The sequence below is a fragment of the Peribacillus sp. NPDC097225 genome (assembly GCF_044761955.1).
In the GTDB taxonomy this organism is placed as follows: domain Bacteria; phylum Bacillota; class Bacilli; order Bacillales; family DSM-1321; genus Peribacillus.
The window spans coordinates 21594-42805 of record NZ_JBIWDJ010000006.1; the positions used below are offsets into that span (position 1 = coordinate 21594).

Sequence of the window (21212 nt, forward strand, 5' to 3'; positions counted from 1 at the left end):
GCATTTTCTTGGGCAGTCTCTAATTTCCAATCTCTCGTTGGACTCCATCGATAACGGCATTTCCATCATGTAGAACTTGTTTTTTCTCCGTAATTCCGGTCAAAATATAACCGATATTGAGAAATCACTTCATCTTATACGATTAAATAATCTTGCAACGCCTGTTGCAGTGTTCCTTTCGTTTCTGCTTTATTACCAAAGCACACTCCAGATCTCACCATTTTCGTAACGATCTCAGGACGGAGGCCAGTGATTACCGCTTTACACCCCATCATCGCCGTCCCATCCAGAATGTTCATTAACTTTCTAAGGACGGAAATTTCCATATCGACGATTCCTGATAAATCCAATATCAAAACTTGTATCCCTAGTTTTCCAATCTCTATCAGTACTTTTTCCTCGATGATATACATGCGTGATTCTTCCATATCCCCAATCAAAGGCAGGATGCAGATACTTGGGGTAATTGGAATGATCGGGACGGATAAGTTCTCCACCAAGTTCTGTTGCGATAAGATCAACCGATCCTTATAATCCGAGTAACGAATGAAGAACGCTTTAAGAAATTGGTCGACCTGTTCATTCACTTTCTTCTCTAAATCGAAAAACACTTCCACATTATTGAATGTATCTTGTAATTGTTCATATTCATAAAGGAATTTCCATAACGTTCTGCGAATGGCCTGAACCCATTCCAACTTGAATGAAAGCGTCAAGGAGTGCGTGGCCCACGCTTCTCCCTCTTGTTCAGCAAAAGCAATGATGGCTGCCTCATTCTGTTCCACGATGTACCGAACCAGCTTATGCGCATTATTCAGAAGGTCCACATTCCCAACCAGCAGGATTTCCTCGATTTTTTCTCTAACATTGACTGCCTCTTCCAAAATTTGCTGTTCAAAATCATCTTTTTTATCTAGGAGGAACTCCATAATTTTGTCTTCTTCATTAATGGAAAAGCTCAACATACCCACTCCTTTTTCGTCACATCTGTACTCCTAGATTTCTCTGTGACAGGAGGTTTTTCCTGCTAAATGCTAATAAAAATAGATAATGGTCAATCGGTCAGTTTTAAAAAGTCGAAATATCTGCAGTGAACTTATCCCGCTCAGTGACATTCGACCTCATTTTTTGATGCATTCGTTCACTTTTTTGATTCATTCGACCACGAATAGGATTAATTCAACCACGGTATCAATTAATTCGACCACTCGTTGCATGAATTCAACCACTGCCCCCATTTATTCGCTATAAACAAAGAAATAAGCATAACTTTTCAGCTATGCTTACATACATCCATATTTATTCAGTCGTTTCTTTTTCGTCTTCATCACTATTATCACGATAGATTTCCGAGATGCCATTCATCCCGTTCAAAAGCTGTTGTGTCGTAAAGTCTTCGCCGCCGACTAAATTATCCTCACGTTTTTGCTTTTCATCTTTTTTCAAATTTGATTGATCCATGTGGTATTCACCTCCATGATATAGGGTGTCTTATCATGGAAGGAGTATGCATAAGTAGCCTTTCCCGTATATAAAAAAGCCGCCATCATAAACATGCTGGCTGACTCATATCTTACTTTCCTGTCGATTTCACTGCTTTCACTTCATATAATCCGCCTTCTGACCTGACGATATAATCAGGCTTTGGCTTGCCAAGATTGGCTTTATGTCCAGCAATGTGTGCGTCGCTCTTCTCCCACTGCTTCCAGTATTCCTCTGATTCCCAGCGAATCATGATGATTACTTCCTCATCGCCCCGTCGCACCTTTTTGACCAAAACACTTAGATCGACGAACCCTTCTTGCTTTTCAATCAAACCTTCTCTACTGAATTTTTGCACGATTTGATCTGCATGGCCTTCTGTTACCACTGTTTTTTTCATTTGAACGAACATAGTGCACATCCCCCATCCATTTGCTTTCTATTAACCAGTTTAATCAATAATGATTCTCACTGTCAATTAATAGTAACTTCAAGCTGCCCCCATTCTTAGTTATGTGACAAATATCCTTTCCCTTCATCATTTTTCGCCCGATTTTGCAAAAACACATTCAAGCTCGGACGACCCTGCATACTATACCATTAGCTTCTGAAAGGAGGGGTTTGAATGCCAAAAGGAAAAAAAGGAAAAAAGGGGAAACATTCTACGGGTCATAAGTCTACGGGTCATAAGTCTACTGGTAACAAGTCCACTGGACACAAGTCCACTGATTGCACATTCACTGGCAACACGTATACTGGTGGCACGTATACCGGTGGCACGTACACTGGCCGAACGTTTACTGGTAGTCCATTTACCGGAGATACCTTCACTGACGATTTCTTCACTGGAGATACAACGACTGGATGTAGGAGAAAGAGAAGAAATAGAAGATAGGTAAATGAATGATGGTTGCTTCAGCTTGGTGACTAGTAGCCGCTTCACCAAGTTGAAGCTTCTTTCTCAACACTAGTATAAAAGGTAGGTAATGGTATGAACTATCCTATTCCCTCTTATTTCTTGACGATTGAAGAAAATGATTTAGATCATTTACGAAAAAATGTCTGGAGCAACACCCCCATCCCCGCCTATTTAAAGGTTGGTAAGAATACCTATGACATCGATATGGCCTATCGGGGCTCATATACACGGAAATTCCGGAAACGGTCCTATTGGGTGGATTTCATCGAACCCGAAAGATTCTTTGGTGCTCGAAAGATTCATCTGAATGCTGAATATAGAGATCCCTCATTCATGCGGAATAAGCTATCCCTAGATTTCTTCGAAGACCTCGGAGTGCTATCCCCACGAAGTCAGCCTATCAATTTAACACGTAATGATGACTTAAAGGGCGTCTATTTACAATTGGAATCCGTGGATGAATGTTTTTTAGAAAAAAGAGGTCTTCCTTCCGGCCCCATCTACTACGCCGTTGGCAATGATGCAAACTTTGCCCTGGAGAGAGATGGAAAACCAAAACAATCGCTTCTTTCTGGTTATAAACGAGTGTATGGCATCGAGTCAGACGATCTTTTCCTTCATCATTTCATCCACAAAATCAATACGACCCCTTTACCCAAATTACATGATGTCGTCGCACGGCAAATAAATATTGATTCTTACTTACGCTGGTTAGCTGCAGCCGTTTGTACGATGAATAACGATGGATTCACCCACAACTATGCCTTATATCGCAATAGTAAAACGGGGTTATTCGAAATCATTCCTTGGGACTATGATGCAACATGGGGACGGAAAGTGAGCGGTGGGGTCATGGAGCACACGTACGTGCCTATTGAAGGAGTAAAGAAAAACCACCTGAACGCCCTTCTCTTACAAATTCCTGAATTTCGTACACGCTATAAAGATATAGTAGAAGAAATTCTGGAAACAACATTCACGGTCGATTATATGGAAGATAAAGTACACACCCTCCATCAAACATTACGCTCCCATGTCCTCCTCGATCCTTATAAGAAGGGGCAGATCGATGTATTCGATCAAGAACCTGAATTCATCTTTGACTTCATTCGCAAACGGAATGCTTATTTAAAAACACAACTAAAAACCCTAGATAAGGAACACATGAAAACGAATCAGGATTGGCAGAAAGGAGATGCCTCAGTGCCCCCCATTTGCATCAAACACACAGGAAAATATGGCCGTGGGATATTCGCTACACGGGATATAAAAAAAGATGAATGGATAGAATCATCCCCTGTTGTCGTTTCACCAAAAAAGGACTGGAAATACTTAAAGAAAACCTCACTATTCGAGCATTGCTTCTATTGGGGAGACGACGATACCGCGCTTGCCTTGGGATATGGTTCCTTATTTAATCATTCCTACACCCCAAATGCCCGGTTTGATAATAATGAAGAACGGATGACCATCGACTTTTATGCACATGCCGATATAGTGGCCGGAGAGGAAATCACCATCAATTACAATGGCGAGGTGGATGATACGGATTCCCTCTGGTTTGATGTGATTGAGTGATTTAACAATGACCGTTCCGTTAAGCGAACGGTTTTTTACTTTTTTAAACCTATCTTCTACCTCTTCCTTTTCAAAAAAAAACCGAAACCCCCAAAGGGATTTCGACTTTTCCAACGAATTACCATTAATTCGTAATATCCTTTTTTTGAAAGAAGAAAAAGGTTAGCGCTAAAAATAGGAAATAATAGACGGCAAGCACTCCTATTGAGAAACCAAGGGATGCCCCATCGAACATATTCACCGTTTCAGAGATATATCCTCTTAAATCGAGATGAGGGAACAGGACAAACTTTAACCACTCATTTTTTTCTATAAATGACTGAATGATCGCAGTCAACGTAGAAGAAGCAAATAAAATGAAGATAGCAATCCCCACCGCAAGGGCTTGGCTTTTAAATAATGTGCTTAACATGAAGGCGATGGCTGTGATCACCAAGAATCCCGGAATCCAATAGACCATCATATTCACAACATATTCGCCAACTAAAACAGGTGCGAATCCAAAAGAAGTCGGATCCATGATTTTATCTGTATAAGAACCACTTCCAAAGAATAAAAGACCAATTAGATAGCTGAATGCGAGTAAAATCACAAGTAATAGTGCCGCAAATAATAGGGAAGTAATGTATTTGGAAAGTAGGATCTTCCAACGTTTATAAGGCCTGATCAACAACTGCTTAATCGTTCCATCCGAAAACTCGGAAGACACGAGGGAACTACAAACGATGACGACAAATAAAGTAATGAATGAAGTGATGGATGTCGTCCATTCCGCCATATACGTCCAGTTCGTTTGAAGGTCTGGGTTTATGTTTTCCTTGAGAAGTTGTTCGTTAACTTCCATTTGTTCCTTGAAGAATTCCTTGTCTTCATCATCAAATTCCGGACTTTTCATTTGTTTTTCCTGCTCTTTTATATCTGCACGCACATCTTGCTTCCAGTCTGCATCTTTATTGACTGGATTCAGTTTACTTTCTATAAACGCCGAGCCGATTACCATTAATAGAAGGAAACCAATAAACACATAGCTCGATTTTTTTTGAAAAATCTTCATCCATTCATTGCGTATCAAGGACATCATACCGTTTCCCTCATTCCCTGCTGTGTTATTTCAAAGAACTTATCTTCTAGCGATTTTCTAGTAACCACGATTTCATAGACATCGATTTGATTCTTTATGAAACTACTATTTATACGGGCCGTCTGTCCACGTGTCGCTGATACGGAAATGGATTCCGCACTATGCTTGATCACTGGAAGACTAGGAAACTCTTCTAGCAGAATCGTTTTTGCCCGCTCCCCATCGTTAACCGTAAAGGCCACTTCATGAATGTCCTCTTGTTTTTCTTCTGTTCTCTTTTCTTCCGTATGTATCAATTTACCCTTTTCGATAATGGCAAAGGTATCACACATTAACTGCATTTCTGAAAGGAGATGCGAAGAAATCAACACGCCCACTCCCTCACTTGCCAGCAGCTTCAAATGGTCACGGAATTCACGTATTCCTTGTGGATCCAATCCATTGGTTGGTTCATCAAAAATCAATAAAGATGGTTTATGTAAGATGGCCTGTGCTACACCAAGTCTTTGACGCATGCCCAATGAATAGGTTTTCACCTTTTTATCGATGGCATCTTCCAATTTGACAATCTTGATCACTTCTTCAATCCGCTCGGGGGAAATCTTATTATGTGACATGTGGGCATAATGCATGATGTTCTTTCTGCCCGTCATATATTTATAGAATTCTGGATTTTCGACAATGGCCCCTAGTTGGTTCATCGCCCCTTCAAAATCCTTATCAAGATCATGCCCCTTGATCATGACACTGCCGCCCGTGCGATTAATAAGACCCGTGATCATCCGGATAATCGTCGTTTTCCCCGCTCCATTCGGACCAAGCAAACCGAATATTTCATTGCTTTTGATTTCAAAGCTCACATCATCGACGATGACGTTTTTACCAATTTTTTTCTTCAAGGATTGAACCTTAAGAACTGTTTCCGACATAGTATACCTACCTTTTTTTGAATTTGACCTATAAGTCACCAGTATAAACGTATCATAATATCCACTTATTTTCCATCTGGTTTGTAATTGCGCCTTTATTTTAAAAGGCCAAGTTCAAGGGAAAGAGAGGTCGAGGTGATTCCTTTTTTTGAAAACCTAGTATTAAATAACTACACATGATATGATAAAAAAAGGAAAAAAATCCATAAAATAAAGCTATGTAACTGATTAGGAGTGTTGTTAGAATGAAAAAATTCATTTCGATTTTTGCAAGTGTTTGTTTACTAACATTATGTCTATCATTCAATTCAACAGAAGCTAAATCCACAAGCTATGACAAAGCCTATGCAGCAAAAGTACTGTCTGTAAAATCGTCTGCTGGAACATCGTATAAAACATTGGGGAAAATTAAGGTTGGGACAATCGTAAAAGTATATGGCGGCGTACCTATCGGTAAGGATCAGGACAACTGGTCCTCTTCTGAACAATATGGCTGGTCCAAAATCAAATACAAAGGGAAATACGGATATGTAAAAACACATGAACTCCACTTTGCTGATCCATATAAATGGTCACCAGGAGTCAAAACAAAAACAATTAACGAGATTAAGAAAAATTATGTTGGCAAAAAAGATAAAACCAAACTAGTAAAAAGTGATCTAGGTTACTATGATATGTATATACAATTCGATGGAAAAGGGGATTGGCATCCACTTGTATATATTAACTGTAAAACAGGCTGGTATCACGGTTAATGAAGGACTACTTTAAAAACTAAATAAAGAGCCATGCTTATTAGATCTATTGAATAAGTATGGCTCTTTTTTCTTGGCTTTGTTCGTAAAGATTGTTGCTAAAGGTAAAAAAAGAGACAGCTTTTATGCTGTCTCCGCTATTAAACTAACGCACCCCTTTAGTTTAAGTGTAATCGTTCACAAACTTATTAATTAAATAGTTACATCTATTTTTTTTCAATCGCCATACGCAAGTGCGAGATAACTCCAATAAGCAATACTAACGAACAAACGATTTTTTCAAAAGGTGTTCCAAACAATTGTTGTATAAATCCAAAAGACCAAAGTACAACAAAAAACCAACATATAACGGTTATTCCTCTTTTGTATTTATATTGTTTAATTCTACCAACAATCAATGTAAAAACTACTCCAATAATAGAAATAACGATATTCATAACAGTTATTGGTAGCTGTTTTGCGAATGATTCAGACCTTCCACCATTAACCCACGTGAATGGAATACTTTTGCTTATAATAAGAAAGTGGATGAAGATAGTCAAAGAGTAAAAAATAATTCCCATAAATACAGCAGTTTTCATATTAATTTTCCTGAGTTTTTCTAAAATAAATCACCTCATTTTTCTTCCTGTTTCAATTTTATTAATCCAGTAATATACTATTCCTATATCTCTTACCATATGACAGGTAACTGAAAGTAAGATTTCGAAGAGTTATCAAAAATCACCATTTATTCTTAAACAAAGCAAAAACATCGGGTAGGTATTCTTATTGAACTAAACTGCCTGATAGTGAAATAAGACATTTTAGTAAAATATATCATTTGAAATTTCTAATCTCAATTACAGTGGTAAAATTTTCTTTTTTTACATGCATGGTATCCTCAGCAACAAATTATACGAACATAGCCTTTTTCTTTTTAGATGGGAAAGAGTTTTCCTATTTAATCGTAACTTTTTGAATCAAATTGTAATGTAAGATTACAGGTTAGAAAATATTTATTGAATAGAAATATTCCCCAACATCTATATGTATTCGATTTTCATCTACCTTTTTATTACACCCTACCTCCTTTACTCCATTCCTCCAAGGACATCATGGGAAAGTCCTCTTCGACATCCAATCGTAAAGGGGTGATCAATTCGAGGGAGTTACCATCGGGATCTTGAAAGTATATGGCTGCGTGGGCATGGGGGTTATTCGGTAAAACAAGGGGTTGCCTATCAGGTGGAAAGTCGAAAGCCGTTTTTATCTGAATCCCCTTATCCCCCAGCCATTCTTTCGCATGCTCGATATCCTTCTTGTCCACATGTAAGGCGACATGCCTCAGCGAAGGGTGATAAGGGGTTTGCACTTGATCCGTTTCCCATAAGCCTAACCAACTACGACCCTTTTCGATCCAGAAGAAAGCTAGAGTATCATTTTTAAAGGCTAATTCCAACTCCAGTTTTTTATAAAATTCGATGGATTGAGCAAGGTTTGATACAGGTAAATGAGCTTCATATAGGCCTTTGATCATGGGTTGGCCCTCCTCTTCTTTTCATATAAGAAAGGGGCGTCCCCCTTCAACACTTCGTTTTATCGATGATGCGAATCGGGTTTCCCGAGCGATCTTGAAAGATGGCGTACCTACCTGGTGGAATATCACATGGTTCCTTCACAAAATCCAATGTGCTGTTTTCATGGTAAAACCGGTCCACACTGTCCACGATAAAAACGCCACCAGCCGAGTATCCTTCCTCATCATCTTCAAGCATTAACTGTACATCGCTACCCGGAAGCTTTAATGCAACCGTATGGTCTCCCTCCTGCCAAGCTTCTTCAAATCCCAACACTTCCCGATAGTAACGGGATGAACCTTTTAAATATTTGACTGGATGACATAAAAAAGCTAATTTCATTTTCTCGCCTCCCATTTTTTTCATTCCTTAGGACCTTTATTTCTTCAGGACAATGACAATCGAGGGATTCAATTTCTTTAATTCTTCAAGGAACTTTTCACGATTTTCCGGGGAAATGAGCACCATTTTGCCATTCCCATATAGGATTTCCAACCGATCGAGTGAAAGCGCTGGCGAAGAAAGTGGATTCAATGTTCTTCTTATCGATTTGATTTCATAGACCGGGATGATTTTATGAATGAATGCAGACCGAACGACCAAACTATTTCTTTCAATGACATAATAGGTCGTAAACCATATCCAAAGAATCAAACCTGCGACTGGCACGCCTATATATAGACTTGTCAGATCTTGATCCGTGAATAGCGGGATGAAGACTGCGATGATGATCCCGAAGAAGACAGGGTAAGTCCACCAATCTTTCTTTGATTGAAATTTCATTAAAACTCTCCTTTTACTCGTTTTGGGATGGTCAAACTCTTCCAGGCATCCCCCTTTTGCAGCTTGGCTATATAAACAATCTGGCCGATATGGTAGGAATAGTGATACAGTTGTCGCTCAAGGGCCTCAATCAAGGTATGGGGTTCTTTTCTAATGAATATGTCTCGAAGCAGATGTTCCTTCTTGATGGCATGCAAGGAATAAAGAAGGACATTCCATCCCTTTTCCCAAACCTCGATTAACTCTTTTCGACTGGTAATGGCGGGCTCGAATTCCGCATCTCGGTCCCTGGACGGTTTCTCCCCATCTGTATATAAAAAGTCCGTCCACCGGGAAACCATATTCCCGCTCATATGCTTCACGATGATGGCAATGCTATTGGATTGCTCATTCGGTGACCAAAAAAGCATCTCCTCATCAAGCTGCTCCATCGCCTTATCCGCTGTATATTTCATATCCTTAAACCGCCATTTAAACACCCTAATATATTCAGAAGAAACATCGTTTGACATCTCACCATCCCCTTTGTATGTATTTCTCTATTAAAGGGTGATTTCCTTCTCTTAAACGCTGATTGAATGGGATAAGTTTCAGGTGACTTAGGAGTAAAAACTGGAATTACATCAAATAATAAGCCAGTATTTCATCTTAAATAAAGGAGATGTTTTTTATTAAAAACCTGTTCATGAAGGTAACGTTATTGATTATGTCATTCGCCTTAGTTTTCTTTCCCCTCCATACGGAGGCCAAAGGTAAAGCAAATCCTTCGAGGCAATGTATGGAAGAAACGTCGGTTCAACTACAAAGTGCTTTACGGAAGCTTTGGATCGATCATACGATCTGGACAAGAAGCTATATTGTCAGTGCCATCTCAGGCCTGGATGACCAAGAAAAAATATTAGCAAGGTTATTACAAAACCAGGATGATATCGGGAATGCCATTAAGCCCTATTATGGGGAGGAAGCCGGTAACAAACTGGCCCAACTGCTAAGGGAACATATCCTTATAGCAGGAAAAGTGGTGGAGGCAGCCAAAAGCGGAAACCAAAATAACTTCAAGAAATACAATACGGAATGGTATAAAAACGCTGATGATATCGCCCTATTTCTTAGCAAAGCCAATCCGAACTGGAGCAATGAAGAATTGAAAGAACTATTATATATGCATCTGCAATTGTTGACAGACCAAGTGAGTGCTCGACTTAAAAAAGACACAGAGGCTGAAATTGTGGCTTTTGATAAAGGAGAAGACCATATCATTAAATTGGCGGATGTTTTAACCAAAGGGATTATTAAGCAATTTCCTAAGAAGTTTTAGCTTTTGAACGAAGTATTTCATAGCAACAGCACTGGTAAAGTAGCATTCTTTCATTGAATGCTATTTTTTCTGTATCTTTTTAAAATTTTCTATATAATGGTAATAACTAACAGAAAAAGAGGTGATAAAATGGAGAATCTATTCGAAAATTTCCCTACTTTAGAAACAGAACGCCTGATCTTGAGGAAAATAACGTGGGAAGATGCTGAAGATATTCACGTTTACGGTTCTGATGAAGCAGTGACAAAATACGTCACGTGGGATAACCATAAGACACTGGCTGATACTAGAGATTTTATTGACTTTGCCATGGCACAATATGAGAATAAGCATGTCGCTCCGTGGGGAATCCAGTATAAAGAGACTAGGAAGATCATCGGAACCATTGATTTTGTCTCGTGGCTGGTGGCGCATCGTGTAGCCGAAATCGGTTATGTACTTTCTCAAGATTATTGGGGAAAGGGAATCATGACTGAAGCTGCCAATGAAGTGATTGCCTTTGGCTTTAACCGGATGAATGTCGTTCGAATTCAAGCAAGATGTTTCGTGGAGAATACAGGATCCGCACGGGTGATGGAGAAAATAGGGATGTCATTTGAAGGAACCTTGAGAAAAGGCATCTTCGCAAAAGGAAAACATCAAGATCTTAACATGTACTCCATACTACAAGAAGAATTCTCCCCACTTCATCTGCCCAAAATGGAAAATAACATTTAAGCAGCTTGTCCTATCAAGCTGCTTTAGTTGGAGGAATGATCGATGAATACCTTGTAAATTTCATTTCTGTCATTACCAATATCCACTCGTTATACTTCTCATAAACTCCTCCCCTTTTTTTTAACGCATCAAATAAATTTATGATATCCTCTGAAACCGTAATCATTACAATTTTCACATATGGTTTGAATTTTAGTCGCTTAGTCCATCCATTACAAGTATTTAAATATCCATTTGGATCATATCAGGCATTAATTCTTCGGTACGTTTAATCGCTTCTTCTCCATTTTTCCCTTCTCCAATAATAAGAAAGTCTTCAATTCTTCTAAGATTCCTCGAATTCCTTCTCTTGCCTTCTCTTTCAATAGAATGATCATCATATTATTTAATCTTTTCATTCTGTCTATACTAATGTTATGAACATTTACACTTCAAGGAAATGTTGTCCGTACACCATGAGCATGGTTGGTATCCTCATTAAATTTATACATTTATTAGCTAGACTAAAGTGTGAATCCATTCGAGAGCGAGGAGACTAAAGAAGTGAAAATAATGTATTATATCTTGTTTCTCCTCTTATTATCATTTTGCTTGCCAGCTGTATCAGAAGCCACAGGCACTTTACAATCTAAAATTGATGAAGCTCCAAACGGTGCCACGATTAAAATAGAGGAGGGAGAGTATGAGGAGACAGTAATAATCTCCAAGCCAGTAACCCTAGAAGGAACAGGTAAAGTCCTTCTTCGCTCTTGTGAGGATAAACCGGTAGTTACCATTCTCAACAAGGGTGTTACTCTAAAAAATATGATGGTGGAACATTGTGGGAAGGAAAAAGAAGACACAGCTCTTTATGTTACTGGGTCTCATCATATTCTGGAAAGACTTAATATTGAGACTAAACATTTGGGCATTATACTGGACCATGCAAATGACATGACCATCCAAGACAGCGAGATTATTGGCATAAATCGAGGGAATGGAATCGATTTATGGAAATCTAACCGAAATAAGTTTGAAAACCTTACTATAACGAATGTTTCTGATGGGATTTATTTAGAGCAAAGCGACAAGAATATCTTACGCGGAAATAACATCCAAAAATCCCGTTACGGTATGCATCTCATGTTCTCCAATGATAATATACTTGACGAAAATGTATCTACATTAAATACAACAGGCACGGAGTTAATGGAATCAAAACGGACAGTCGTTAGTAATAATCAGTTTTCTTCTAATAATAATAGTGTGAATGCCCAAGGACTGTTACTATATTTAGCTTCTGATACGGAGGTGACCGGGAATGAGTTTATTTCCAATCGAGTAGGCATTTTTATCGAAAAGGCTGAAAACAATCGATTGAAGGCCAATAAAATCATGGACAACTTTACTGGAATACAGTTTTTAAAATCGAATGGAAATAAGGCAATGAATAATACATTCGTCGGAAATGTCAACGATGCCCAGGCAATAGACAGCTCAAACAATCAAGTGGACGGTAATTATTGGGACGCTGCCAGTAAGGTTGATTTAGATGGGAATGGCAAGAGTGATATTGTCTATACTGCCGATCCATATTTTCTTACCTTAACAGCGGATGTTCCGGAATATCAACTGTTTTTCCAAGCACCGGGAATTATCATGTTACAAAACATGTTGAAAAGTCCATTTGAACAGTTATTAATAGATTCGGCCCCATTAATGGACATGACCATGGAAGTAAAAAAAGAACAATCATCTAGTTTTAGTTTATGGTTTATGAGTGCAGTGATGATTGTAGCAAGTTGTAGTTTATTTATAGTTGGGAGGAAAAAACGATGAAGAAAAAACTATTTAGTTTTCTTGCATTGGCAGGAATAATCATGACTATCACAGCATGTGGGAAAGATGAGGTTAAACCTGTTGCAATTAACGAAGCTACGGACACTTGTGAAACATGTAATATGGCGGTTATTAACGATCAACATGCTACCCAAATTATTTTAGAAAATGGTAAATCCATGGTTTTTGATGATATAGGCTGTATGTATGATTGGATTCATGCTAATGAAAACAAACAAATTGATGCTCAATTTGTCCGTGACTACAACGATAAAGAATGGATTTTAGGAAAAGATGCAACTTATGTATACAATCCATCGATTAAAACACCAATGGCCTATAATGTACTATCATTTAAAGATAAAGCTTCAGCTGAAGAGTTTGCCACTGCAAATGAAGGCAGTCAGCTAATGTCTGCAAACGATTTAGCTGACCATGGGTGGGAGCAAAACCATGAAATGATGCAGAAACATAATATGAAGGACCATTCACATTCAGACGGTGAAGAAGATAGCGGTTCTCATTGAAGAATAGGGGCCAGTTCCATTTTCGGGCTGCCCCTATTTCTTTATCAGGTATCTAGGTATCTGACCGTTATATATTGAGATGATTGGTGAACTACATGTTAGACATATAAGATACTGAAGTAGAAGATTGTTCGAAAAGAGGGAATAAAGATGTGGAATATTTGGTTTTCTGAACTGCGCATGACCGTACGACAGCGATCGTATTATTCTTTCTTGGGCTTGTGGGTCGCTGTATTGTCTCTCTTATTTTTATTGCAAAGCAGCTCCCCCTCCTTAACTGGTTATACCAATACGACTGGTACTATAATCAACGTCGCTTTATATATCATCCCACTTTTCATGTTGATCATTGGTTCCTTTTCAATCGCCAATGAGATGGAAAATGGACAATGGCGGTTATTGAATACCTATCCGTTATTTACTTTGTCGTACATAGTGGGCAAAATAGGTGGTCAATTCACGGCTCAAGCGATCGTTTTCACGTTCAGTTATGGAATTAGCTTGGCCATAGGGATAGTGAGTGGGAATATTTTTTCCAGCGACTGGCTTTTATCTATTTACTTTTTCTCTATTACTCTAATTTTTTTCTTTCTCATCCTTGGGGTAACCGTAGGGTGTATCGTATCGACAAGGTGGCAGGCATTATCAATTTCCGTCATTATCTGGTTTTTTCTAATCATGATTTGGCCGACTGCATTGATTGCTATCTTAGGTTTGCTCCCTTATCCTTGGATTGCCCCCATGATGAAATTTTTCTTATTTGCAAATCCCGCTGAAATCATTCGGGTGTCCTTTGTCATGTCACTTGATGCAGGGGCAGTTTTTGGTCAAGCATATGATTCACTTATGACTTTCTTAGACTCTCCTTTCGGAATTATTATCTATATATTATATGTCATTGGATTTTTGTCACTGACGTTATTATTTTCGATGCTCATGCTGGAATGGAGGAAAAGGCGATGACAGGATTAAAAGTGGATGGTGTCTCGAAGGTTTATAAGAAAAAGACGGCATTATATCCATGTTCTTTTGAAGTAACAGAGGGAACTTGTATCGTATTATGCGGTGGAAATGGTGCTGGCAAAAGTACATTATTACAAATAATTGCGGGTCTTCTATATCCATCTAGTGGTACAACTTCTATTAACGGAAAAGTCATTAAATATGATCGCGAGAACTATTTAAAAGAAATCGGTTTCATGCCTGATGACTTCCAAGCCCAGGAAATGATGACAGTTGAAGAGTTCCTTAATTTTTATGGATCTTTACGGAAAGTGAAAAGCGAAAGGATTAATGAAGTAATCGAGTTGATAGGTCTTGTTGATAAGAAACGTGAACTAGTAAAAAGTTTGTCTAAGGGCATGCGGCAACGATTATTGTTCGGGCAATCCATTTTAGCCAAACCGAATGTTTTGCTACTGGATGAGCCCACTAATGGATTGGATCCCTACTGGGTTAACCAGTTCGTTGAAATTCTTAATCAGATTAAAAAAAATGGTACAATCATTGTTTTTTCTACCCATATGATGGATGTAGCAGCCGAGACGGGAGACATTATTCTATTTATGAAACAGGGGGAAATCATTCAGATAATCAAGAATGAGAACAGATTAGAAGAGACGACAATGAAATTGTTGAAGCTTCATCGCCAATAGGATTCCTTGCTTTTCTTTACGTGTAACGGATTAAATGCAACAAACTTCATCTCATTTTCTTTTAAAATGTGAGCTAAGCTCAGCCAATATTGCCCGGTAGGCTCCTTGACTATCATCACTTTTCCCATACAATCTAACTCTTTCCAACTTTTACACAAGAAAAGAGACACAATGCCTTATAAGGAATATTCTTGCTAAAATTAATCAACTTGCGAATCAGTCGATAACTTTTACAAAAATCACATGAATGAAAATGGATAAGAGAATGCGGGCCACTTAACTATAATTAGGTGGCTTTTTGCTGTATGCCTTGATTTTGGGACATTTTTTATCTTTCACTAGCAAACTAGCTTATGATTTTAAAAGATAATGACTCTTTTTCAGTAACCCCTTATCCGTTTCATCCATGTATCAGTCAAGATTCAGGTTATATCAGTCAATGGAGGCTTTTTATCAGTCAAACTCGCCGATTTATCGGTCAATCTTGGCTTTTTATCGGTCAAATGCCGGGAGCAAGATGAAATCACGCAATTTTTCACATTTTTTTATACAAAAACAACCAAATCCTATGAAACAAGGGATTTGTAATCACATCGAACCTCCCCGTTTTCTCAGATTCCGTTACATGTATTAACAGTTCTTTGGTCCCTTTGAGGTGTTTTTCCGTTCCCCGCACGAAAGAATCGGTAGCCAAACGAATTGTATACGTGAGATACAACAAGGAGGACAAACATGAAGAACATTATATGCATGATCATCACGGTTTCGATATTCATGATAGGATTAGCGATGCCGACTAAAGGTGAAGCGGCCCTTGGAGATCGCACGCTATCGCAAGGTACAAGCCATAGTGATGTAAAAGAATTACAAGAATTATTGCTGACAAAAGGGGTCTATCCCTATCATGAGGCAACAGGTTACTACGGTTCCATTACAAAAGAATCCGTGAAGGAATTCCAGGAAAAATCGAACCTGAAAGCCGATGGAATAGCAGGTCTACAAACGAATCAAAAAATACAGGTTCTTCGCACGGGGGACATCGGTAAGCATGTGGCCGATCTGCAAAAATTATTGAAGGTGTGGGATGTATACACGTCAACAGTTGATGGTATATTCGGCAGCGGTACAAAACAAGCTGTCTCCACATTTCAAAGACAAAAAGGATTGACCGCCGACGGAATTGCCGGGGCAAAAACCATGAGTAAGCTAGAAACGAAAGCCAATTCAGTTAGTAACAGCTCGAAGACTTTGACGGTTTCAAGTACCGCTTACACGGCAAGTTGTGAAGGGTGTTCGGGTATTACGAGAATGGGCGTAGATTTGAAGAAATATGATGATGCAAAAGTAATTGCCGTCGATCCGAATGTGATTCCATTAGGTTCAACAGTGGAAGTGGAAGGCTATGGGAAAGCACTGGCCGTCGATACTGGGGGAGCAATCAAAGGAAATAAAATCGATGTATTCATCCCTAAACAATCGGATGCTTTAATCTGGGGTAAAAAACAAGTCAAAGTGACAATAGTAGATTAATAGTACTTCTAATAGAACAAAGGCAAAAAGAGCATGGTGACAAACACATGCTCTTTTTACTTTTCATTGTTTACTCGTTTGTCAGAGATTCAAGAAACTAACTCGCTTTTTTCAAATCCTTGGTTTGCGCTGATCCCCAAATTTCGTTGGCCCATTCAGGATGGTCGATGAATGGATTACGATTGTGCTGCCATTTTTCATAAATGACATCATTGCGGTTGCTCTCAAATTCATCAACTGGATCCAGTTCATTCCACTTCAAAAGCGTTGACAACTTTCCATGAAGCGGTTTTGGATACGTATTGACCGTATCGGAAAGTTCCAAATCAAGCTCGCCGTTTCCTTCATAGCGAACGGCCATATAAAACAACATGCGGGCGACATCGCCTTTAACATTGTCAGGTGGCTCCCATGAATCCGAATCGAACTTACAGTCACATCCGCTATAGCCTTGGCCTCCATTGTCGAAATCCAGATGCCCTCGTTTACTATTCACCGACACATCTTCCGGACGAAGGTGATGAAGGTCTGTCCCAGGACCTACATTTGTCCCAAAATTCCCATGGGATTTAGCCCAAACATGCTCACGGTTCCACTGTCCCGAATTCCCTCCATTTGAACTTTTCGAAATGGATTTTCCAGAGTACAGCAAGATGACGTTTTTAGGATTATTGGGATCTTCATCTGCATCCTTAATGCCATCCCATACTTGTGCGTACGTCAATTTTGTCTGACTTTTAATGATGGTGTGGAGCGTCGTTTTCAATTCGTTGCCCGTTTTTCCGGACGCCTTCTCGTAATATGCTTCGAGTGGTTTATCCTCTGATACTTTCAGGCTGAAACTAGCAATCACTTCTGAAGACTTGTCCTTTGCTGTTACAGCGACAATATAATTTCCCACTTTATCGGTTGGAAGGGTCAATGTAGAGCCTACTATTGAACCGAATGTAGACGAAAAAGTAAGTGAATCGTTATCGGGATCCTCAAAGTACTCACGTAGATTAAGAGTAACCGTCGAACCCACTTTTACATCTACATTTTCTATTTTCTTCTTTACAACTGGGGCTTTATTCTCTTTTGGAGCAAAAGGAGAAGCAATCGCTTTCCCTTTCGCATTCAAGAACTTGATTCCTGACGTATTGACACCTTTTTTGGTCGTCCATTTCTGAACATTTTCAGCGCCTCTGATTTCTTTGATATTCGCATTCTCTATGATGACTTCTTTCACCATAGCGCCACTGAAATCAATGATGGAAGCCTGTTTGTTCGGCTGAAGGATCACCCTTGTGTTCTTCAAACCCGGTCCCTGCAGTTTTGCATATTCACTCTTGATGTAAATGCCCTCTTCAATGGTAGAGAATTCATCGACATCAATCAAGGCGCTAGGTACGGCAACCATCAGTTGTTTCTTTTTGAAGTTTTTCAAGTAATATGTTTTTTTCGGAATGATGGGTTCCTCTTCCTCAGCTGCTGATATATCGGTCTGAATCAATACAGGGTCATGATCGCTTGCCCGTCCATGTGTTTCCATGAAAGATGAGTTAATATGAACGATGTCCACTTTTGTGGATTCTGCCATATTGTTGGATACAAGAATATGATCAAGTACTTGGGAGTTTCCTTGGTATGTGTAAGAGTAACGTTGTTCAAACGGTACTTTCTCAATCATATTGGTTAATTCTTTACCCTTTAACTCTTTAAGTGGTGCTGAGAATTCAAAGTCATTAAAGTCGCCGAGCAATACAATATGTTCATCAGGATTTTCTTCCGTGATCCCTTTGACAAATTGATTGACGATGGAAGCAATTTTTAGCCTTTGAACCTCACTTGATAGTACAGGTGGCTGATTTTTCCCGAATAATGGTTGATCACCGCCCTTGGAATTGAAATGATTGGCGACGACGACTACACTTTCCCCTTTAAATTCAAATTGGGCAGCCAATGGCTTCCTGCTTGAAGCAAAGGCCGAATTAGTAGGATCGATTCTCCCAGGGTTCAAGGTAAGCTTATCCCCTTTATACGCAACGGATTCCGTCGGCTTCCCTTTTGTTCCCTCAACTAATTTCACTCGGTCTGCATTATACAAAAAGCCTACGCGGATATTTCCACCAGGTGCCCCGCCATCCGCTTTATCTTCTGGCGCAATATCAATATATTGATAGGCTGGTCCTCCTGATGCCTTGATTTTGTCGATCACTTTCTGTGCACTTTGACTGGCATCCGTCGTTCCACTATCTGTTGCCCCGTCATTATCCTGCATTTCCGTCACGCCGATAATATCCGGCGCTTTTAGATTCGTAATGATGGAATTTGCTATTGTCGTAACCTTTGAATCAGCCGTTTGTGTCGAGAAATTCTCGATGTTATAAGACGCAATCGATAGTTTATCAGACTCTGATGATAACGACGTCACTTCCCTAGCTGTTCCGCCATCCTGTAATGTTGGCAGCTTGTTTTTATCCGTCAACACCCTATAGTTGCTATAGCCGTAGCTGATTACCCCGGTAACATTACTTGTAAAGAAGTCTCCTGTTTTTGCGACGAATTTTTCATCATCCATATCCAGGGTGATTCTTTCTGGGTTGTAGTCTTCTTCCGTTGCTTTCACTCCGCCCACTGCCGTGTTTGTTTTCATATCTCCCGGAATCACAACCAATTCACCATAATCTTGGGGAGCTACCACTTTCGGTTGATAGACTTCAACGAGCATTCCTTCTAAACTCTCATAAAAATCAATTCCATCTTCTGTCGGTTCGAAATCGGTCAATTGATCATCATCGATATTTTCAGAAGGTGGGATGACATCTTTGCCTATAACTATCGGTTTCGGAATGGCTAGAGTACCCGTCTTTTTAATAGTCGTATTGGTCAATTCAGTCGTTGGCAGATCCGTCGTTTTCATTTCAGCGTAGCCTTCGACATACCATTCCACAACTTTACCATCCACCGAGACGGAATCTCCCGCTTTCAACCCATGCCCTTTGTTGTAGACAAGGATTCCTTCCGACGTCGTCAAATCATCGTCCGGATTAGGATCTTGCATGTAAAAGTTATTGGCATCCTTTACATACGTGACCACACCTTCGACATTTGAGACAAGCTGATCTTCATACGGTGAAAAATGATTCATCCCTTGAATGTCACGAATCTTCAAGTCATTCGTTTTCGTGACGGTATAGGCAAATGTGAATACTTCCGATGTTTTGTCGTTCACGGCGATTGCCTTAATGACCGTATCTTTCGTTAACGTTATCGGTGCTGTGTATAACGTGCTTGAAGTGGTTGGAGTAGAGCCATCTAACGTATAATAAATCTTTGCTCCTTCCCAGCCAGATTCAAGGGATATTTTTGTATTTTCACTGACCGTTCCAGGATAAACATCCGTATACACAGCTGGTTTGTTCACCAATTCATAGTCTTCAAGCCCTCTTGGCTTAAGCTGATACGCATCATTGAATTGTGACGCTATTCCAGTGACGGAAATGAGGTCTCCTTCTTTAAAGCTCTTCAGGAAATCCTCATAACTCGAACCATTCCGGTTATCATGGCGAACGAGTACGGAATTACCTTTCTCATCTTTTGCTTTAAATTCGAATGTTCCGTATGTGCCCGATGCTGCCAAATCAGTGATGGTCGCCTTCTCAATGGTGACTAGCTCTCCTTGTGTGGCATCATTGACTCCTGCCGCATCGATTCGTTGTGTTTCAGGAAGGGCATTCCCAGAAGAAACCACATCAAGGGTCGTAGGTTGGATTTGTAATTCGTTACTATAAGCAGAGACCTTTCCAATTAATCGAACCTTATCTCCTTGCTTCACATCCGTTGTCCATGAAGTTCCATACACATAAAGTCCAGCGGTTTGGTCTTGGATGTAAAAGCCTTTTCCTCCCCAATAGCCAACTCCCGTCGTAACGATTCCTTCAATCTGCACCACATCTTCCGTATTCGTGCGTGCTTCTGCAAGGGAACCCAAAACCTTCACATCAGGTTGCTCTGGCGGTATGCCGCCATCACTAATGATTGTGTAAGCAGTTGGAGATTTAAGACCAGGAACACTGAAGTACGCTTCCAATGAACCGGTAATCGTCACCTGTTTCTTGAGTAGCTCCGGGTGATCCACTAAATTCAAGGATGTCCGAATGTTACCGCTAGGTAGCTGAACCGGCATGATTTTTTTACTGTCGGTTTCATCCGGACTATCTGCGATTCCTATATTGGTATTCACAGTAAAAGGTGCACTTTGGACATAGCTTGTACCACTAGAAGCTGTTCCTACGATATAGCCTTTCACCGTTTTACCTTTCCCACTGTTATTCGCGATGGCTTCTGCTACAGATAGGAACTCTTCCGCTTTTGCGACCGCTGCATATGGCAAAATCGTTGATAGAACTAATAATAGGGCAAAGAAAATCTTACTTATCCCATTCTTCTTCAAGTACTCAACCCCTCCAGTTTTTTATTAAACCTTGGCGATGTTACCTGTCAGTGAGTCAGATATTCCCCTTCCCATCTATTAAAGAGTGGTGTCTCCTTTAACTACTACATTTTTAAAGGAAGAAAG

At 39.6% G+C, this 21212-nt stretch carries 22 protein-coding genes and 1 pseudogene; 11 read left to right on the top strand and 12 right to left on the bottom strand.

Annotated features, from left to right (window positions below; genetic code table 11):
* Window positions 1-134 precede the first annotated feature (134 nt).
* From ACIQXH_RS16205 to ACIQXH_RS16215, 3 genes are all read right to left on the bottom strand, one after another.
* A complete protein-coding gene (locus tag ACIQXH_RS16205; RefSeq protein ID WP_403124670.1) occupies window positions 135-965 on the bottom strand; it encodes an STAS domain-containing protein in 831 nt (276 codons plus the stop codon).
* Window positions 966-1299: 334 nt separating this feature from the next.
* Complete coding sequence (locus tag ACIQXH_RS16210; RefSeq protein ID WP_402874171.1) at window positions 1300-1461, bottom strand: hypothetical protein; 162 nt, start codon at window positions 1459-1461, stop codon at window positions 1300-1302.
* A 112-nt stretch (window positions 1462-1573) separates the two neighbouring features.
* Window positions 1574-1894, bottom strand: coding sequence for an antibiotic biosynthesis monooxygenase family protein (locus tag ACIQXH_RS16215; RefSeq protein ID WP_403124673.1), 321 nt, complete (start codon window positions 1892-1894; stop codon window positions 1574-1576).
* 213 nt (window positions 1895-2107) lie between these two features.
* Between ACIQXH_RS16215 and ACIQXH_RS16220 the strand changes: the two genes are divergently transcribed.
* The 3 genes and pseudogenes from ACIQXH_RS16220 (at window position 2108) to ACIQXH_RS16230 (ending at window position 3979) form a co-directional block, all read left to right on the top strand.
* Window positions 2108-2377, top strand: a complete 270-nt coding sequence (locus ACIQXH_RS16220) for a hypothetical protein (protein ID WP_403124676.1) — start codon at window positions 2108-2110, stop codon at window positions 2375-2377.
* A gap of 96 nt (window positions 2378-2473) precedes the next feature.
* A pseudogene (locus ACIQXH_RS16225) lies at window positions 2474-3553 on the top strand (CotH kinase family protein); the annotation flags it as partial.
* A 12-nt stretch (window positions 3554-3565) separates the two neighbouring features.
* Entirely contained in the window at window positions 3566-3979 is a 414-nt protein-coding gene (locus tag ACIQXH_RS16230) for an SET domain-containing protein (protein ID WP_403124848.1), read from the top strand.
* Window positions 3980-4103: 124 nt separating this feature from the next.
* Here ACIQXH_RS16230 and ACIQXH_RS16235 read toward each other — a convergent pair whose 3' ends face one another.
* Window positions 4104-5060, bottom strand: coding sequence for an ABC transporter permease (locus tag ACIQXH_RS16235; RefSeq protein WP_403124679.1), 957 nt, complete (start codon window positions 5058-5060; stop codon window positions 4104-4106).
* Window positions 5057-5989, bottom strand: coding sequence for an ABC transporter ATP-binding protein (locus tag ACIQXH_RS16240; RefSeq protein WP_403124682.1), 933 nt, complete (start codon window positions 5987-5989; stop codon window positions 5057-5059). Before ACIQXH_RS16240 ends, ACIQXH_RS16235 begins: the two co-directional genes overlap by 4 nt.
* A gap of 245 nt (window positions 5990-6234) precedes the next feature.
* Between ACIQXH_RS16240 and ACIQXH_RS16245 the strand changes: the two genes are divergently transcribed.
* Window positions 6235-6744, top strand: a complete 510-nt coding sequence (locus tag ACIQXH_RS16245; RefSeq protein WP_403124685.1) for an SH3 domain-containing protein — start codon at window positions 6235-6237, stop codon at window positions 6742-6744.
* Between the two features lie 206 nt (window positions 6745-6950).
* On the opposite strand, the gene ACIQXH_RS16250 is transcribed toward ACIQXH_RS16245, so the two are convergent.
* The 5 genes from ACIQXH_RS16250 to ACIQXH_RS16270 form a co-directional block, all read right to left on the bottom strand.
* The gene (locus ACIQXH_RS16250; protein WP_403124687.1) at window positions 6951-7325 is read right to left on the bottom strand and encodes a hypothetical protein; all 375 of its coding nucleotides are present in this window, start codon (window positions 7323-7325) and stop codon (window positions 6951-6953) included.
* A gap of 476 nt (window positions 7326-7801) precedes the next feature.
* Entirely contained in the window at window positions 7802-8263 is a 462-nt protein-coding gene (locus tag ACIQXH_RS16255; protein WP_403124690.1) for a VOC family protein, read from the bottom strand.
* Between the two features lie 46 nt (window positions 8264-8309).
* The gene (locus tag ACIQXH_RS16260) at window positions 8310-8645 is read right to left on the bottom strand and encodes a VOC family protein (RefSeq protein ID WP_403124693.1); all 336 of its coding nucleotides are present in this window, start codon (window positions 8643-8645) and stop codon (window positions 8310-8312) included.
* 36 nt (window positions 8646-8681) lie between these two features.
* A complete protein-coding gene (locus ACIQXH_RS16265) occupies window positions 8682-9086 on the bottom strand; it encodes a PH domain-containing protein (RefSeq protein WP_403124696.1) in 405 nt (134 codons plus the stop codon).
* On the bottom strand, window positions 9086-9598 hold the full coding sequence (locus ACIQXH_RS16270) for a DUF1572 family protein (protein ID WP_403124698.1): 513 nt from the start codon (window positions 9596-9598) through the stop codon (window positions 9086-9088). The genes ACIQXH_RS16265 and ACIQXH_RS16270 overlap by 1 nt, the downstream gene beginning before the upstream one ends.
* Before the next feature lie 158 nt (window positions 9599-9756).
* On the opposite strand from ACIQXH_RS16270, the gene ACIQXH_RS16275 reads away from it, so the two are divergent.
* Window positions 9757-10404: a glycosyltransferase gene (locus tag ACIQXH_RS16275; protein WP_403124850.1), complete on the top strand. Its 648-nt coding sequence runs from the start codon at window positions 9757-9759 to the stop codon at window positions 10402-10404.
* Window positions 10405-10533: 129 nt separating this feature from the next.
* Window positions 10534-11121: a GNAT family N-acetyltransferase gene (locus ACIQXH_RS16280; RefSeq protein ID WP_403124701.1), complete on the top strand. Its 588-nt coding sequence runs from the start codon at window positions 10534-10536 to the stop codon at window positions 11119-11121.
* Between the two features lie 251 nt (window positions 11122-11372).
* Here ACIQXH_RS16280 and ACIQXH_RS16285 read toward each other — a convergent pair whose 3' ends face one another.
* Entirely contained in the window at window positions 11373-11519 is a 147-nt protein-coding gene (locus ACIQXH_RS16285) for a hypothetical protein (protein ID WP_403124704.1), read from the bottom strand.
* Window positions 11520-11673: 154 nt separating this feature from the next.
* Here ACIQXH_RS16285 and ACIQXH_RS16290 point away from each other — a divergent pair, with 154 nt between their 5' ends.
* The 5 genes from ACIQXH_RS16290 (at window position 11674) to ACIQXH_RS16310 (ending at window position 16651) form a co-directional block, all read left to right on the top strand.
* Window positions 11674-12939 (top strand): right-handed parallel beta-helix repeat-containing protein, encoded by a 1266-nt coding sequence (locus ACIQXH_RS16290; protein WP_403124852.1) that lies wholly within the window; start codon window positions 11674-11676, stop codon window positions 12937-12939.
* On the top strand, window positions 12936-13466 hold the full coding sequence (locus ACIQXH_RS16295; protein WP_403124707.1) for a nitrous oxide reductase accessory protein NosL: 531 nt from the start codon (window positions 12936-12938) through the stop codon (window positions 13464-13466). The genes ACIQXH_RS16290 and ACIQXH_RS16295 overlap by 4 nt, the downstream gene beginning before the upstream one ends.
* Before the next feature lie 150 nt (window positions 13467-13616).
* Window positions 13617-14429, top strand: a complete 813-nt coding sequence (locus tag ACIQXH_RS16300; protein ID WP_403124710.1) for an ABC transporter permease — start codon at window positions 13617-13619, stop codon at window positions 14427-14429.
* Window positions 14426-15121, top strand: a complete 696-nt coding sequence (locus tag ACIQXH_RS16305; RefSeq protein WP_403124713.1) for an ABC transporter ATP-binding protein — start codon at window positions 14426-14428, stop codon at window positions 15119-15121. The genes ACIQXH_RS16300 and ACIQXH_RS16305 overlap by 4 nt, the downstream gene beginning before the upstream one ends.
* A 732-nt stretch (window positions 15122-15853) precedes the next feature.
* Window positions 15854-16651 (top strand): peptidoglycan-binding protein, encoded by a 798-nt coding sequence (locus ACIQXH_RS16310; protein ID WP_403124715.1) that lies wholly within the window; start codon window positions 15854-15856, stop codon window positions 16649-16651.
* Window positions 16652-16748: 97 nt separating this feature from the next.
* Here the strand turns inward: ACIQXH_RS16310 and ACIQXH_RS16315 are convergent, their stop codons facing one another.
* Window positions 16749-21086 (bottom strand): endonuclease, encoded by a 4338-nt coding sequence (locus tag ACIQXH_RS16315; RefSeq protein WP_403124718.1) that lies wholly within the window; start codon window positions 21084-21086, stop codon window positions 16749-16751.
* Window positions 21087-21212 lie beyond the last annotated feature (126 nt).

What these genes read in the sequence shown, in the direction of transcription:
- ACIQXH_RS16280 (WP_403124701.1), top strand. Translation starts at nt 10,534, where the DNA reads ATGGAGAATCTATTCGAAAATTTCCCTACTTTAGAAACAGAACGCCTG.
- ACIQXH_RS16290 (WP_403124852.1), top strand. Translation starts at nt 11,674, where the DNA reads ATGTATTATATCTTGTTTCTCCTCTTATTATCATTTTGCTTGCCAGCT.
- ACIQXH_RS16285 (WP_403124704.1), bottom strand. Translation starts at nt 11,519, where the DNA reads ATGAAAAGATTAAATAATATGATGATCATTCTATTGAAAGAGAAGGCA.
- ACIQXH_RS16240 (WP_403124682.1), bottom strand. Translation starts at nt 5,989, where the DNA reads ATGTCGGAAACAGTTCTTAAGGTTCAATCCTTGAAGAAAAAAATTGGT.
- ACIQXH_RS16300 (WP_403124710.1), top strand. Translation starts at nt 13,617, where the DNA reads ATGTGGAATATTTGGTTTTCTGAACTGCGCATGACCGTACGACAGCGA.
- ACIQXH_RS16310 (WP_403124715.1), top strand. Translation starts at nt 15,854, where the DNA reads ATGAAGAACATTATATGCATGATCATCACGGTTTCGATATTCATGATA.
- ACIQXH_RS16270 (WP_403124698.1), bottom strand. Translation starts at nt 9,598, where the DNA reads ATGTCAAACGATGTTTCTTCTGAATATATTAGGGTGTTTAAATGGCGG.
- ACIQXH_RS16295 (WP_403124707.1), top strand. Translation starts at nt 12,936, where the DNA reads ATGAAGAAAAAACTATTTAGTTTTCTTGCATTGGCAGGAATAATCATG.
- ACIQXH_RS16250 (WP_403124687.1), bottom strand. Translation starts at nt 7,325, where the DNA reads ATGAAAACTGCTGTATTTATGGGAATTATTTTTTACTCTTTGACTATC.
- ACIQXH_RS16235 (WP_403124679.1), bottom strand. Translation starts at nt 5,060, where the DNA reads ATGATGTCCTTGATACGCAATGAATGGATGAAGATTTTTCAAAAAAAA.
- ACIQXH_RS16305 (WP_403124713.1), top strand. Translation starts at nt 14,426, where the DNA reads ATGACAGGATTAAAAGTGGATGGTGTCTCGAAGGTTTATAAGAAAAAG.
- ACIQXH_RS16265 (WP_403124696.1), bottom strand. Translation starts at nt 9,086, where the DNA reads ATGAAATTTCAATCAAAGAAAGATTGGTGGACTTACCCTGTCTTCTTC.
- ACIQXH_RS16220 (WP_403124676.1), top strand. Translation starts at nt 2,108, where the DNA reads ATGCCAAAAGGAAAAAAAGGAAAAAAGGGGAAACATTCTACGGGTCAT.
- ACIQXH_RS16230 (WP_403124848.1), top strand. Translation starts at nt 3,566, where the DNA reads ATGAAAACGAATCAGGATTGGCAGAAAGGAGATGCCTCAGTGCCCCCC.
- ACIQXH_RS16245 (WP_403124685.1), top strand. Translation starts at nt 6,235, where the DNA reads ATGAAAAAATTCATTTCGATTTTTGCAAGTGTTTGTTTACTAACATTA.
- ACIQXH_RS16255 (WP_403124690.1), bottom strand. Translation starts at nt 8,263, where the DNA reads ATGATCAAAGGCCTATATGAAGCTCATTTACCTGTATCAAACCTTGCT.
- ACIQXH_RS16205 (WP_403124670.1), bottom strand. Translation starts at nt 965, where the DNA reads ATGTTGAGCTTTTCCATTAATGAAGAAGACAAAATTATGGAGTTCCTC.
- ACIQXH_RS16215 (WP_403124673.1), bottom strand. Translation starts at nt 1,894, where the DNA reads ATGTTCGTTCAAATGAAAAAAACAGTGGTAACAGAAGGCCATGCAGAT.
- ACIQXH_RS16210 (WP_402874171.1), bottom strand. Translation starts at nt 1,461, where the DNA reads ATGGATCAATCAAATTTGAAAAAAGATGAAAAGCAAAAACGTGAGGAT.
- ACIQXH_RS16260 (WP_403124693.1), bottom strand. Translation starts at nt 8,645, where the DNA reads ATGAAATTAGCTTTTTTATGTCATCCAGTCAAATATTTAAAAGGTTCA.